Annotated in this window: 14 protein-coding genes and 2 pseudogenes; 11 read left to right on the top strand and 5 right to left on the bottom strand. The window is 41.8% G+C overall.

Annotated features, from left to right (window positions below; translation table 11 throughout):
* Positions 1-71 precede the first annotated feature (71 nt).
* A pseudogene (locus EKM98_RS04495) lies at positions 72-167 on the bottom strand (type II toxin-antitoxin system prevent-host-death family antitoxin); the annotation flags it as partial.
* 467 nt (positions 168-634) lie between these two features.
* Here EKM98_RS04495 and EKM98_RS04490 point away from each other — a divergent pair.
* A complete protein-coding gene (locus EKM98_RS04490) occupies positions 635-1,942 on the top strand; it encodes a replication-associated recombination protein A (protein ID WP_125980871.1) in 1,308 nt (435 codons plus the stop codon).
* Between the two features lie 253 nt (positions 1,943-2,195).
* Positions 2,196-2,750: a sugar O-acetyltransferase gene (locus tag EKM98_RS04485; protein ID WP_125980869.1), complete on the top strand. Its 555-nt coding sequence runs from the start codon at positions 2,196-2,198 to the stop codon at positions 2,748-2,750.
* 100 nt (positions 2,751-2,850) lie between these two features.
* Here the strand turns inward: EKM98_RS04485 and EKM98_RS04480 are convergent, their stop codons facing one another.
* On the bottom strand, positions 2,851-4,029 hold the full coding sequence (locus EKM98_RS04480; RefSeq protein ID WP_125980867.1) for an SAM-dependent methyltransferase: 1,179 nt from the start codon (positions 4,027-4,029) through the stop codon (positions 2,851-2,853).
* Between the two features lie 356 nt (positions 4,030-4,385).
* Here EKM98_RS04480 and EKM98_RS04475 point away from each other — a divergent pair, with 356 nt between their 5' ends.
* The 5 genes and pseudogenes from EKM98_RS04475 to EKM98_RS04455 form a co-directional block, all read left to right on the top strand.
* Positions 4,386-5,348, top strand: a complete 963-nt coding sequence (locus tag EKM98_RS04475) for a 2-hydroxyacid dehydrogenase family protein (RefSeq protein ID WP_125980865.1) — start codon at positions 4,386-4,388, stop codon at positions 5,346-5,348.
* Between the two features lie 188 nt (positions 5,349-5,536).
* Positions 5,537-5,971 (top strand): GNAT family N-acetyltransferase, encoded by a 435-nt coding sequence (locus EKM98_RS04470; protein ID WP_125980863.1) that lies wholly within the window; start codon positions 5,537-5,539, stop codon positions 5,969-5,971.
* A gap of 207 nt (positions 5,972-6,178) precedes the next feature.
* Complete coding sequence (locus tag EKM98_RS04465; protein ID WP_125980861.1) at positions 6,179-6,445, top strand: hypothetical protein; 267 nt, start codon at positions 6,179-6,181, stop codon at positions 6,443-6,445.
* Positions 6,446-6,508: 63 nt separating this feature from the next.
* A complete protein-coding gene (locus tag EKM98_RS04460) occupies positions 6,509-6,781 on the top strand; it encodes a plasmid mobilization protein (RefSeq protein ID WP_125980859.1) in 273 nt (90 codons plus the stop codon).
* 16 nt (positions 6,782-6,797) lie between these two features.
* Positions 6,798-7,073, top strand: a pseudogene (locus tag EKM98_RS04455) (type II toxin-antitoxin system mRNA interferase toxin, RelE/StbE family); the annotation flags it as partial.
* Positions 7,074-7,401: 328 nt separating this feature from the next.
* Here EKM98_RS04455 and yaaA read toward each other — a convergent pair.
* From yaaA to EKM98_RS04440, 3 genes are all read right to left on the bottom strand, one after another.
* A complete protein-coding gene (gene yaaA, locus EKM98_RS04450; protein ID WP_125980857.1) occupies positions 7,402-8,166 on the bottom strand; it encodes a peroxide stress protein YaaA in 765 nt (254 codons plus the stop codon).
* 182 nt (positions 8,167-8,348) lie between these two features.
* A complete protein-coding gene (locus tag EKM98_RS04445) occupies positions 8,349-9,620 on the bottom strand; it encodes a DnaB-like helicase C-terminal domain-containing protein (protein WP_125980856.1) in 1,272 nt (423 codons plus the stop codon).
* The gene (locus EKM98_RS04440; protein ID WP_125980854.1) at positions 9,610-10,470 is read right to left on the bottom strand and encodes a conserved phage C-terminal domain-containing protein; all 861 of its coding nucleotides are present in this window, start codon (positions 10,468-10,470) and stop codon (positions 9,610-9,612) included. The genes EKM98_RS04445 and EKM98_RS04440 overlap by 11 nt, the downstream gene beginning before the upstream one ends.
* A 463-nt stretch (positions 10,471-10,933) precedes the next feature.
* Here EKM98_RS04440 and EKM98_RS04435 point away from each other — a divergent pair, with 463 nt between their 5' ends.
* From EKM98_RS04435 to EKM98_RS04420, 4 genes are all read left to right on the top strand, one after another.
* Positions 10,934-11,686: an NADPH-dependent oxidoreductase gene (locus tag EKM98_RS04435; RefSeq protein WP_125980852.1), complete on the top strand. Its 753-nt coding sequence runs from the start codon at positions 10,934-10,936 to the stop codon at positions 11,684-11,686.
* A gap of 447 nt (positions 11,687-12,133) precedes the next feature.
* Positions 12,134-12,535: a DNA-directed RNA polymerase subunit beta gene (locus EKM98_RS04430; RefSeq protein ID WP_125980850.1), complete on the top strand. Its 402-nt coding sequence runs from the start codon at positions 12,134-12,136 to the stop codon at positions 12,533-12,535.
* A complete protein-coding gene (locus tag EKM98_RS04425) occupies positions 12,516-13,808 on the top strand; it encodes a Y-family DNA polymerase (protein ID WP_125980848.1) in 1,293 nt (430 codons plus the stop codon). The genes EKM98_RS04430 and EKM98_RS04425 overlap by 20 nt, the downstream gene beginning before the upstream one ends.
* Entirely contained in the window at positions 13,805-14,137 is a 333-nt protein-coding gene (locus EKM98_RS04420) for a hypothetical protein (protein ID WP_125980846.1), read from the top strand. The genes EKM98_RS04425 and EKM98_RS04420 overlap by 4 nt, the downstream gene beginning before the upstream one ends.
* Positions 14,138-14,171 lie beyond the last annotated feature (34 nt).

Here is a 14,171-nt window from a genome sequence, read left to right as displayed (position 1 = left end):
GTTTCATGTCTATTTTTGTATTAAAATACCCCAGCAGACTGGGGTATTGGGTAACTATTTAACTTTCAACCTTTAGTAGTTACAATTAAAGCATCCGAATCATCGTTAACCTGGCGCATATAATCTTTTAATTTTTGTCGAAAATTAGAGTATGCTACAGCATCCATAATGATCACTCCCTTAATTTCATAGCCTTATTGTACGATATATTGTACAATAAGTCAATTGATTAGAAATTTGGCCTTTCCTGATTAGCGCTGCTAGATTAATTCTTAAACGAATGGAAAAATGAATGAACTTTTACATTACCAAGCAATGGGACACTATTCTTAAGTCTTAATCTCGATAAAAATCGGCCCAAATTTTATTTCAAGATGACGCCGATGTGATGGAAGAAGTTTTGCAGTAGGTGGGTTGTTTTTTCAGTTTGACCGATTAAAATATAAATGCCTATTTCAGTCTGTTTAGATAGATCTGTATTGCCAAGATCAGTCATCCAAAATTAAAACAAATTTAGTCTTAACGTGCTACAATAAATGCCAAATCAAAAGATCAAATCTCCAAGCATTACCGGTTCCAATTACCGCTGAATTGTAACAAACTAAAAATATCAAATACCAAGGAAAGTGACCACATGTCTTCGGAACCATTGTCGTTGTTTGGCAAAAATAATATTCATCAACCGCTTGCTGATGCCATGCGTCCGCAAACGCTTGAGCAAATGGTTGGGCAACAACAGTTACTCAATGTTGGTCAACCATTACGGCAAATTATTGATAAGAAAATTGCAATTTCACTTATTCTATGGGGGCCGCCTGGTACGGGTAAGTCAACGCTGGCCTATGTTATCGCCAAAACGCTGAGTCTACCATTTGAACAATTTAATGCCAGTACTGAAAATAAGGCAACACTGCAGAAGTTCGTTGGCAGTCATCCTAACGAGTCTTTTGTTCTGCAATTAGATGAAATTCATCGTTTAACAAAGCCGATTCAGGATTTTTTGTTGCCCTACCTTGAATCTGGTCAAATTTTACTGGTTGGTACAACAACCGAAAATCCTGTGATTACCATTAGTCCGGCTATTCGTTCCCGCTGTCAATTGTTTGAATTCAAGCCAGTGGAGCCCAACGACATTGTACCGGTTTTGCAGCGTACCACGGAATCAATTTATCATTTTGATTTAGAAGCGAAATTAGCCCTGTTAATTGCCAATTGTGCTAACGGGGACGTTCGGGTTGCTTTGAACATCTTAGAGACATTGGTTGCTATGCACGGGGCCGAGCTTAATCGTGAACAGATTATTGAATTTGCCAAAAATCAGCATTTTGCCTTTGATAAGGATTCGAATAATCATTATGACTACTTAAGTGCTTTTCAGGATTCAATCAGTGGTTCCGATACGGACGCAGCGCTTTACTATTTGAGTGTTATATTGAATGCCGGCGATTTTGAATCGGTGATTCGCCGGATTCGTGATCTTGCCTATATGGTTGTTGGTTTAGCCGATTCCCATGCTGTTGATACGGCAGTTCTTGCTTGTCAAACGGCACTGCAAGTTGGCCTGCCGCGAGCAACAACGCACTTGGCCTATGCCACGATTACATTGTGTTTGGCACCAAAATCTGATTCCGCTGGCCAATCCTATGAACAGGCCAATGAAGACGGCAAACAATCGAATCAACTTCATCCAATGCCCAGTTATTTACGGGATTTTCACTATAAGCATTCGATTGAAACAACCGGTGGTGGTGATATGCTCAATCCATTTGAGCAACCGCATCAAATTGCTAAGCAGCAGTATTTGCCGGATAATTTGCTGAAGCGGCGTTATTATCAACCACGAGATAATAAAAGTGAACAGGTGCTTTATCGGCGTTACCAGGCATTACGACGTTATATTAGCTCACCAAATGAAACGCCAGCTGATGAAAATAAGCATTAAGGGTTGGGGCTGTGACGCCAATCTTAGCTTGTGGATGAAATTTTGCTGGTCGGACGTTGCTGGTAATGGTAAAGTTCAGGCCATTTTTGCTGTTTGCTACGGTAAAAATCCTATTACTAAATCACTGTCGGGTAGGTTTAAAAAAGCACCGGCGCTAACCGCTGTCTAGCGTCAACCCAGGGTCTTAATTTTCCTAACCAAAAAATCGGCCAAACTTTATTTCAAGTGGTAAGCTAAAGTTTGAGGTGATTAGATGACGGAGCTAGAAAAATTAACGGCGGGGGAAGAGTACTATTTTTTGGATGCTGACGTTGCTAAACGGAAGGCCCGGGCAGCACAGTTATGCCAAGAATTCAATCAAATTCCCGCAACTGATCCGCTGGCACAAACTAAAAAAATTAAGGAAATTTTTGGATCCACTGGAAAGCGGGTTTCGGTTCAGGCTAATTTTAATTGTGACTATGGACTCAACATTCACGTTGGTGAAGATTTTCTCAGTAACTATAATTTAACGATTTTGGATATTGCACCGGTGAACATGGGCCATAACGTGATGATTGGCCCCAACGTTGATATCTATACTGTCAATCATCCGCTGACTGCCAAGGGGCGCAGTGCTTATTTGGCGCAAGCGAAGCCAGTGACTATCGGCAATGACGTCTGGCTTGGTGGCAAGGCTGCAATCATGCCTGGTGTCACCATTGGCAATAACGTTGTCGTGGCCGCCGGGGCAGTCGTGACCAAAGATGTTCCCAGCAATACATTGGTTGGCGGGGTACCGGCCCGTAAAATTAAATCGTTATCGTAATGGAGTGGGCCAAAAGTTGGTTTTGGTGCACGTTCTAGCGTAACATTCAGCAATAAAAAGGAGGCTAGGATAAAAGTCCTAGTCTCCTTTTATGAGCAAATTATTTAGCAGCGTACATATAATCCCGGGTCATTGGTAGACCTTCGCCACTTGGAGCCTTAGTCAACAAGAACTGCATGACGTCAATGTTACCAGCCTCAAATGAAGCAGCGGCCGCTTGGAGATAAAGGTCCCACATGCGGCAGAAACGTTCGTCAAACATTGCGCGAACTTGATCGCGAACCTGGTTAAAGTTGTGATCCCAAATTTCTAGGGTCTTTTGGTAATGGCGACGCAGCGGTTCAAAATCATCGATTTGAAGGTCGGCCTCAATCATGTAATCGAGGTTTTTGGAAACGCTAGGAATGTAGCCACCAGGGAAAATATACTTGGTTAACCAGGGATCGACACCGGCACCGTTATGCTGGCCAGTGATACCGTGAATCAGTGCCCGGGCACCAGGTTTGAGAAGTTCATTGACCTTTTTAAAGTAGCCAGGAAGATTATCCTTGCCTACGTGTTCAAACATGCCAACACTGGTGATGTAGTCGAATTGGCCCTTGGTTTCCCGGTAATCTTCTAAACGAACATCAACTAAATCTTCCAGCCCGCGTTTTTGAATTTGGTCCTTCGTGTAGTCATACTGTTCTTGACTAAGCGTGACCCCAGTTGCGTGGAGGCCGTAATCCTCGGCGGCAATGAACAATAGCGTGCCCCAGCCAGAACCGATATCCAGGAGTGATTTACCCCGTTCTGGTTTTAATTTTTTCAAAATGTGGTGAATCTTATTCAACTGTGCCTGTTCCAAAGTATCATCGTCGTGTTCGAAGTAGGCACACGAGTATGTGAGGCTTGGATCCAGCCATAATTTGTAGAAATCATTGCCAATATCATAGTGGCTTTGAATATCTTTTGTATTTTCTTTTTCTGAGTGGCCTTGTTTCGGGATGAATTTCATAAAACTCTTATCGTGCATAAAGCTGCTAGTTTGGCGGTATGCCGAGGCAACAACCTGCTGAATTGAGCCTTTGATATCGATATCACCATCCATATAAGCTTCGCCTAAGGTTAAGGTGGCGTGTTTCGCAACTTCCTTCATTGACAGTTCCTTGTTGATGTCAATTTCGGCTTGAGGCGTGCCTTCACCATAAATTTCAGTGCTGTCGTCCCAATACTTAACCGTGACCGGAAAATCAAATGCCCGGCTCAATAGCGTTTTATAAACCTTTTTTTCTAACACAAACGTTCACTCCATTTCAAAAATATTAACAAGTCTATTTTAGACTTTTCATGTCATTAATGTTAATGCTTTTTGAAAATTTTCTGTTGTTGGACCACAATTTTAGATATTTCTTGGCAAGGCTGATAAAATCAGTGTGGGTAAAAGAAGAAAGTAGTCGCTAAGCCAACACGATCTAGGCACACAGTAATTTGTAATTGTCAATTATGTTTACTACGCGTTTATAGAATAGAACAACGCTAAATTACACTTAAATAATTGAGCGTTGGTTACTAAAAAGTGCGTTATTGTAGTTGATTGTCATTTGGTTAATAATGCAGTTGTAGAAGCAAATATAGTCTAGGAGGTCTGTAAAAATGAGTCAAGTTTATCTAGCCGCCAAATTACCGGCGATCACAACGGAAATTCTAAAGAAACAGCAATTGGATTTTAGCGTTTATTCCGGGACAGGTTTAATTTCAAAGCAAGAATTGTTGGCAAACGTGAAGGACGCAGAATATCTGGTCACGGCGCTTTCAACAAAAGTCGATAAGGAAGTCATTGATCACGCACCCAAGTTGAAACTGATTACCAATTTTGGGGCTGGTTTTAATAATATTGACATCAACTACGCCAAGGAAAAGGGAATTGTTGTGACGAACACACCACTTGTTTCCACAAACTCGGTGGCCGAAGTCACGGTTGGTCTCATTTTGGCTTTAAGTCATCGGATTGTTGAAGGTGACGCCCAGATGCGCAAGGAGGGCTTTCCTGGTTGGGCGCCGCTTTATTTCTTGGGCCATGAAATTGCTGGGAAAACGTTGGGCATTGTTGGTCTAGGCAATATTGGCCAAGAAGTTGCTCGAAAGGCGGCCGCTTTATCAATGAAGGTTCAGTACTGGCAGCCGCACCAGAAATCCGACCCCGAGGAACGAAGTTTGGGCGTAAACTATGTTTCTTTCGCCGAATTAGCCCAGACCAGTGACTTTATCAGTCTTCATGCCCCGCAAACTAGTGCCAATTATCACCAATTTGATCAGGCTGTTTTTAACCAAATGAAGTCCACGGCCGCAATCATTAACGTCGCCCGAGGGCCAATTATCGATGAAGTTGCGCTGCGGGATGCGCTGCAAAACAAGCAGATTGCTGGGGCCGCCCTAGATGTCTACGAACATGAACCAGCAGTTACGGCTGGCCTAGCAGACATGAAGAACGTTATTTTAACGCCGCATATTGGTAACGCCACGGTCGAGGCTAGGGCGGCAATGGGCAAAATTGTCGCCACAAATATTGCTTTAGTGCAGGCTGGGCAAACGGCCAAATATGTGGTGAATCAGTAACGCGAGAAACAGTTCAAAATTGAAGCTAACGAGCTGCCAATTTGCAAAAATTAATTAATTACGTGGTTTAAAATCTCCAAATTTAGCACATTGATGTTTCCGATCAACTGTGCTATTTTTATGCCATAATTGGCCTAGGATTGGCGCTTACTTGAACAATAAAATTAAAGTTTTGAGGTAGAAATGTTATGCAAATTAAAATCGTAAATAAACTTAATGAGACGCAGTTGCAGCAGGTCATGTCCATTTGGTTGTTGGGCAATACGCAAGCACATGATTTCATCCAACCAGACTATTGGCGCAAAAATTACGCCGCCGTGGCCAAACAGATTCAGGACGCCAGACTGATTCTCGCTGAGCAAGATGATCAAATCTGCGGTTTCTTAGGACTAGTGGATGCCTATATTGCCGGCCTGTTTGTCCGAAAAGACGTTCAAAATCAAGGCCTAGGAACAAAATTAGTTGCTCGGGCAAAAGCAATAAAATCACCCTTAACGTTATCGGTTTATCAAAAAAATGACCACGCCGTTAAATTTTATCAAGCACACGGCTTTGTCATTGTGAAGCAGGGAGTAGATGTGGATACAAATGAAGTTGAATTCACCATGGAGGCTGCGGAATAACAATCTTGCTGAAGGCTTTTAGGGCGCAGCTAATTAACTAGGGCGTGTCTTCAAAATCGATAAATCAGTTCTATTCTTAGAATTTTGGTGTTCATTATTAAGTTAATTCAAGAAAAATGGACCACTTAACTTTGAAAAAAGATGATTTTTCTGCAAGTAACGAACATTTTTTAATTTGAAGACACACCCTAGTAAAAGGGGAATATTATGGAAAAAGTCAATTGGCGTCAATCCGAAAAAGAAATTTATCCCTTAAAAAAGGCACCGTCGATCACAACTTTACCGTTACAAAATTTCATCACGATTAGCGGTCAGGGCAATCCTAACGGTCCAGAGTTTGCCGGAAAGATTAGTGCCCTTTATCCTATTACTTACGCAATTCGAATGGTGCCCAAAAAAGGAATTGAATTTTCCGGCGCGTTTGAGGATGCCGTTTACCTGTTGGCGTGGAAAAATTTAAATCAGGACAGTTGACTAATTTTCTATTTTGCACAGCATTAAAATGAAATACCAACGTAACTGTAGGAGGCCGATAATATGTCAACATTAACACCTAAAAGTAAAATAATTTCCGTAAGAGTAACGAACGCTATCGTTGAACGAGCCAAAAAGAATCTGGCTAAACAAGGCCTAACCGTATCTGAGTACATTCGGCTATCATTAGTTAAGGCGGCCAACAATGAAGTTCAGTTAATTAATTTTATTGATACACCAGAAGCATTGAGTGCAAAGAAGGAAACTGAAAATAATAACACGGAGTCTTTTGATTCTGTTGATGCTTGGTGGAATAAATTGAACGATGAAGATTAAGTAAACGCCATCCTTTAAAAGAAACTTTCGTAATTTAAAAAGAAAATACTATCCGGTTGAATTAATTAAGGATTGTATCAATGCTGTTCTTAATAAGGATGAACAAGTGTTACGAAAAATTAAAGATCATGCGCTGAGTGGTCAATGGCAGGGCTACCGTGAATTTCATCCCGGACGTTTTAGTAACTATGGCAAAAAGTATGATAGTTGGATCGTTATTTATACGATTAATCATAACGAATTAATTTTAACTTTAGTAACTACAGGTGATCATAAAATATTAGGTCGGTAAATCGAGTAACTCGGTTGGAATCGTAACAAACTGAGTGTTAAAGATAACAAAAGGATCGTCATCAATTTGAAATTAATTGATAGCGATCCTTTTTACGTTACGTTTATTTGTAATCATATTAGGGCGGCTTTTTGCCCAGAACTTCAGTCTAAATAAGGCAGTAATTCGGTCAGGACGACTTTATACGCGTTTGGTTGCATATGAATCTGATCACCGACGTATTCTTGTTGACGATGTCTTACTTGAAAAGGTTAACGTCATGAAACAAAGGGACTCTTTTGAAGAAATTAGAGTGAGTGGGTGACCAGTTATTCGGTTTATTTCACTATCAAATTTGATTAGTGGCCGATTGTTGTTTAACAAAAACTAGTTTTGTCTCAGCTGATAATTCTGGTGTGTAGTGATAATTAAGTCGGTCAAAGCGCCGCAAATCGGCCAGCATTTTAATATTATTTTCCGCCATAAAACGAACCATCTCGCCCCGGGCCATTTTGGCCAACGTGGCCCGCGTTTTGATTTTGCCATCTACCCAATGGCCAAAAACGACATCAATGAGTTGCACGTTGGGTTGGAGATGGCGTTGAATTATTTTGGCGTATTCTTGGGACGCAAGGTTAATGATTGGTTCGGCCTGTGCGTGTAGCGCCTGATAGGGTTTGGCACCCCAAAAGTCGTACAGATTAGTACTTTGCCCGCTTTTTAAACGAGCCTGCATTTCGAGACGGTAGGGGACAACCCCGTCAAATGGACGCAGGATCCCGTAAAAGCCGGATAAGATCCGTAAGTTGGCCTGCACATAGGTTAGTGCAGGCGCGGTAAAAACATCTGGCGCCATATATTGATATTGGATGCCAGAAAAGGCCAATAACGCCGGTGTCAGTTGCTCTTTTAGCGCCATTTGTTGTAACCAATCGTAATTAGTTTGGGCAATCTTATCACTACACTGCCATAAGGTTTTTAATTCCGAATAGGATAATTGCCGCATTGTCAGCAAAAGTTCTTCGGCTTCGCTTAAATACTGGGGCAGGGCAGCAATGGGAAATGAATCGGTATCAATTTTCATTTTTTTAGCTGGTGCAACGATAATTTTCATAGCGCGACCTCACTTGTTCTATCTGCTTGTATTTTAGCAGAAATTACTGGGGTAAACGTGGTTGCGTGAATATTTTGCTGGGAAGTGTTCGAAAAAGACACAGGAATTTGCTTTTTTAGGCACATTTACGCTAACGCACAACATTAATCGCTCCGGCACCACACAAAACTTCCAAGCCAGCCTTATTTTGGACTATCCAACGGCATAAACTTCATTTGTTGCGTATCAAAAATTAACGGGATCTCCGCTAGTTCGCCGGAACGATTTTTGCGGAATAGTAAATTAATATTGCGAACTTTGCTGCGTTCTTGAACCTGGTCCTCTAAATAAAGAAAAGAGACAATGTTGGAATCTTGTTCAATACTGCCGGATTCGCGTAAATCGGCCAGTTGTGGCTTGCGGTCAACCCGTTTTTCTAGTTCACGATTTAACTGGGAAAATAAAATGATCGGAATGTTCAGTTCATTCGTTAGTAATTTGAGTTCCCGGGTGATGGCCTCAATTTCTAAACGTCGATCAGTAACGCGGGCCTTGGTTCGTGCCAAACTGACGATTTGCAGGTAATCAATGATGGCAAAATAGTTAACCCCTTTTTCGGAGGCCTTTTTGGCGTTTTCCCGAATCACTTTGATAATCTGCGGTAGAACCAGAATCTTATCGTGTAAATTGACGTCTTGCGCGGTAATTTTAGGTAGAATTTGTTGGACCTCCTTTTTTTGGATTGGCGTCAACAACGCCTTAGGATTGCGCAATTGATTTACGGGAATGCCAGTATGAAAGGCAAGTGTTCGGTTGAAATTATCTTCGCCGGTCATTTCTAATGAAAAATGATCGACGCAGATTTCTGGATCAATTGCTAGGGCACTTTGAATAAAACTTAAGCCAAAGGCCGATTTACCAACTCCCGGCCGTGCCCCAATGGTCCAAAGTACGCCACCACATAGGCCATTGCCAAGCACCTTATTCAGTTGTTGGAACGTTTTAATACCGGCCGAACGGGAATGGTCCAAGTAATAACGTAAATCATCTGCGTATTCACTCAATTTCTTGGTTGGTAATTCCGGTAGATTTAGAACCCGAACCAATTCCGTCATTTCACCCAGCGCTAGCATATTTTCGCTGGTTGGATATTTCGCGTAACGGCCGGCCAGTGCTTCTAATTCACCCTGATAATACCAAGCCTTTAATCCTTGCAGGACTGACTTGAACGTCTTGGTGGTCACACCAGTGTCGTGTAACTTAACCCACTCATCCTCCGCAAAATCCAGTGGGTAATCCAAGAAGAAACGGCGTTTGACGTCCACCCAATCCTTGAAGTCACCATCATTTTCTAAAATAACTTTGACAAGATGTTGAAATTTAATAACGTGAAACCAACGTGCTTCAATTTCGGTACTTTTGCAAATATCTGGGTGATCAACTAGGTAGGCAACTGCGTTTTGTTCAAATTCCATCGATTTCCACCTCTAATTCTTCCTTAGTGATTAGCATGCCTTCAATTTTGGCGCGCCGAAAAGTTTCATTTAAGTCACGATCGCAGTCTAGGTATAGACCTTGAAGTCTTTCGGCCCGCGGCATTGGTTCCACGTGGTGCACCACTGTTACGGGCCGCTCCGGTACAATATCGTTGACGTAATTGATAAATTTAGGGCCAAACAGCGTGCGTGGTCGGACAAATTTGCGCATTTCAATTTGATTACCCCATTCGGCCGACTTGGCCAAACTGACTTGCTTGAATTGTTCTGGTAGGTAACCTCGTTGCAGCCAGGAAACAACGTACTCCTCGTGGCGTTCGGCTTCAGGAAAATGTTTGCCGCTAATTTGTGCTAATTCAGTAATGATCTGTTGGGCCTGCTTTTGTTCAGTGGGCGTGGCTGGGTGCTTGAGATTGAGTGTTTTTTTATTTTTGGTTGCTGACGTTACTTGTGCTGGTTTAACCGTTTCAGTTTTAATTGGGTCTATTTCATGAACTGGTTGTGCTTCGGGACAAAATTGGTTCCAATTGGCAATGTACAAGGCTCGCTTTTCATTTTCATAAAGTAAACCGACTTTAATGAGTAATCCGCAGAGTTGGTCAACGCTGCGATTGTTGGTGATGCCGCTAATTTGTTTGATCTCTTTAACGGTGTACGCCAGACTTGCAGCGGCGGAAATTCGCCCTTGATCATTATTATTGGCCGCTTCGGCTAGTAAAAAATGCCAAAGCCGGAAACTTGCGTGATAAGTATTGACTTGATTTTGTGCAAGTAAACGGAACTCAGGTTGCTGATAAAGATTGATTGGTACAGTAAAATAACTAGACATGATTTAACACTTCTTTCTTAATTAGGTTCTATAGATATAAAACCCTCAGGCCTCCAAAAAGTGTCACTAAAATAACATTTATTTTTCTGATCGGCCTAAAAGACCGTTATAACGGGAATAGTTAGCAAACTTTTTTTATTTAAACCTACCTTATTTTGGTACCGGTAAGTGTAGCGTTATCAATAATTAGTACCGCTATTAATACCGCTAGCGCTTTTCAGTACCGCTACCAGTAGCAATATGGGTCACGGTACCAACTTTAGAAAGAAAATAGTGCAATATTGAGTGCCGCAACTGACAAAACTTGCGTGTCAATTTTGATTATTGGTCGGTTATTGGCATCAGTGGTGCTACGAAATTGCCTGGACAGTGAAATTCATTGTTCCCTGGTTAAGGCTCTGGCAGCACTGCGTTTTATATCCTATAATGAAGCTATAACTTCTCTAAGAAAGTAGGTCCTAGCATGTTAAAAGAAGCAACGATTGCCCAGCAACTAGATCACCGAACGATTCGGGCGTTTAAACAGCAACCAGTCACCGCCGAACTGATCAGCGAATTAGTTGCGGTAGCACAACATACAGCAACTTCAAATTTTCAGCAGGCATTTAGCATAATCAGTGTGACTGATCCGGCCAAAAAGAAGCAAATTGCGGCGGTTTCTAACCAGAAATATGTGGCGGATAATGGCCATTTGTTTATTTTTGTCGCTGATCAACACCGTAATCAGCAGATCGGCGCGGAAATGGGGAAGACAGCCAATCATTTAGGTGATACGGATCACTTTTTAGCGGCCTGGTCAGATGCCAGTTTGGCCGTCCAAAATACAGTTGTTGCAGCCGAGAGTCTTGGCTTAGGTGCGGTTATTTTAGGCAGTATTTTAAATGATGCCCAACAAATTATTGATATTTTGCAGTTGCCCCAACTAACCTTTCCAGTGTTAGGTTTAGCTATTGGCTGGCCCGATCAAAAGCCACAATTAAAACCACGCTTGCCGGAACGCTTTGTTCATTTTGAAAATACTTATCAGTTACCGACACCGGTAAAACCAGACTTAGTTGACTATGATGCCCAGGTCCATGAGTACTACGATTTGCGTGATGCTAATCGTCGGGTGGACACCTTCACTAATCAGGTTCAGAAACGACTAATGTTGCGGCCAGCCAAGCGTGCCGAACTATTACCAGTGCTACAGCGGCAAGGTTTCTTGTTGGAATAGCTAACGGGGTTGGGGGAGTTGGTAACTGATTGGTTGCTTTGTAAAATAATTTAGGACTAGCATTAGCAAAACTTTTAAAGTGATACTTTGAAAAGACGATTGGAATTCAGTTTAATTAAAAAATACCAAACATTAGTGACTCAGCCAATTCAACAGAATATGGTTAGGTCACTTTTTTGATTTAATTTAATTTTTTAAGATGTGGATGAAATACTCAATGATTCTCTAATACTTTTGTTCAATTAAAGTTGCCAGGTTGCTTTTGAGTGAATTACTTGCTGATGCCAAAATTGCTAGAGCAGGCCGCTTTTCACGCTGGAACAGTTTGATTAATTTTACAATTTGCGCGTTAAAAAAATTTAGTCGGAGAGACTTGACTTAGGGGAATATATGTTTGTATTATAGAGATATTGAATACGAACAAATGTTCTAGATGGGAGACTTTCGATGAGTGTTAGTTATGATGTCCCACGTGATAAGTGGTTATATGATGATCGTGGCATGATGAAATGGATGGGTTTTTTTATGAGTGATCACACGATGTATATGGAAGCTGAGCAGCGTTCTGAAGCGCCAGCCTTGCCACGGCCAATTCAAGACAGTGAAAGAATCGATACACTATTGACTCAATCATGGACTAAGAAACGGACGATCTCGATCCAACTTGGGATTTGGCGAAATGGTCAATTATTACCTGATTTAAAGGGCGTCGTCATCGGTCAAGCCAATCATAGCGTTGTTATTCAAGAAGATGACGGCACGCTCCGGCAGATTTTGCCTAAAGATATTCGCAACATTACGGCGTCGCAAAATGAAAAGTGGTTCAGCTATGAGCACACCATTAAGTGATCCAACAAAATTACCGCGCCATGATGTGATGTGTATTGACTGTAAAAGTTTCTATGCTAGTTGTGAGGCCGTTGCTAGGGGTGAAGACCCATTATCGGCAAATATTGCTGTCTTAAGTCGTGAAGAATCCTCAGGTGGTTTAATTCTAGCCGCCAGTCCTTACACCAAGCAAGAGTATGGGGTTAAGTTAGGAACTAGAAAGTTTGAATTAAAACCAGCGATGGATATTAATTTAGTCGAACCGCACATGGCAAGATACATTCAAAAAAATTACGAAATCAACCTGATTTATCGTCAATTCACCGATGATGCACATTGGTTTCCCTATTCGATTGATGAAAGCTTCATCGATGTAGGAGCCTCGCATAAAATATTTGGCAGTAATTTTAAAATTGCCCAAGCTATCCAGAAGAAGGTCAAGGCTGAAACCGGCATTGTGACCACCGTGGGCATGGGCGAAAATCCTTTGCTGGCCAAACTAGCCCTAGATAATGCCGCCAAACGCCAAGCACCATGGATAGCAAGGTGGACGTACGCAAATGTTCCGGAGACTATTTGGAAAATACCTAATCTGACTGACATGTGGGGAATTGGGAATTCCTATGCAAATAAATTACGCAGTTTTGGCATTTATTCAGTTTATGATTTGGCTCACGCCGACCTTAATATGCTAAAACGCCGCCTTGGTGTGATGGGCGAGCAATTGTATTATCATGCCTGGGGAATTGATTATAGCCTGTTAGAACGACGGTATTTGCCACGAAGTAAGTCTAAGGGTTACGGTAATTCGCAAGTGTTAATGAAAGATTATACCGACCCACACGAAATCGAACTTGTCCTACGAGAAATCGCCGACCAAGTTTCTACCCGTTTGCGAAAAGATAACGTGGAGTGTGAGATTGTTCAGATAGAAATTGGTTTTGGCGAACCTGATGCGAAAGGCCGGGGACATTATTCAACACAAATGCATATTCAACCAACCAACTCATCCCGGGGGCTCCAAAACGCCGTTAAATACCTATTTGAAAAAAGTTGGAATAAGCAAATGCTACGTTCGCTAGGAGTCAGAGCAAGCAAACTCTCCATTCCGCAGGCAATGCAACTCGATTTATTTGAGGACCCAGATATGCAACTTCAACGCATGAAACTAGACACAGTCATCGATAAGATCAGAAATAGATATGGTTTCAAGGCATTGATGCGCGCAAGCTCACTTTCAGAGGGGGCAACTGCGCTGGCTAGAACAGACTTAGTTGGAGGTCATAAGGCATGATAAAGGCATCACAAGAATTACTAGAACGCTACGATGCGAAATTCACTAAGCTATTTAATCATGAATATTGGTTGGTGATTGTCGCTGACTATTACGATAAAGTTCATACCTTTTATCTTTATAACAAGCATATTAAACAACCCTTAACTGATTCCCATGAGTTGGCGCGAGTTGAAATGGCCGATAAGGATACTTACACGGTTATGTTACGTGATTTGAAGGCACATTCTAATTTACGGATTGAATTTCGTGATACTAGGCGGCCAGTTAGGCCTGAATCTACTGTTTTGGTGGATCGAGTGCATGGACATGGGAGCGCGACTGGATAATGATCGGAATGAATTTGGCTTATCGAAATGTATT

Source organism: Loigolactobacillus iwatensis (genome assembly GCF_003950295.1).
In the GTDB taxonomy this organism is placed as follows: domain Bacteria; phylum Bacillota; class Bacilli; order Lactobacillales; family Lactobacillaceae; genus Loigolactobacillus; species Loigolactobacillus iwatensis.
This window is presented reverse-complemented; position numbering and strand designations above follow the sequence as displayed.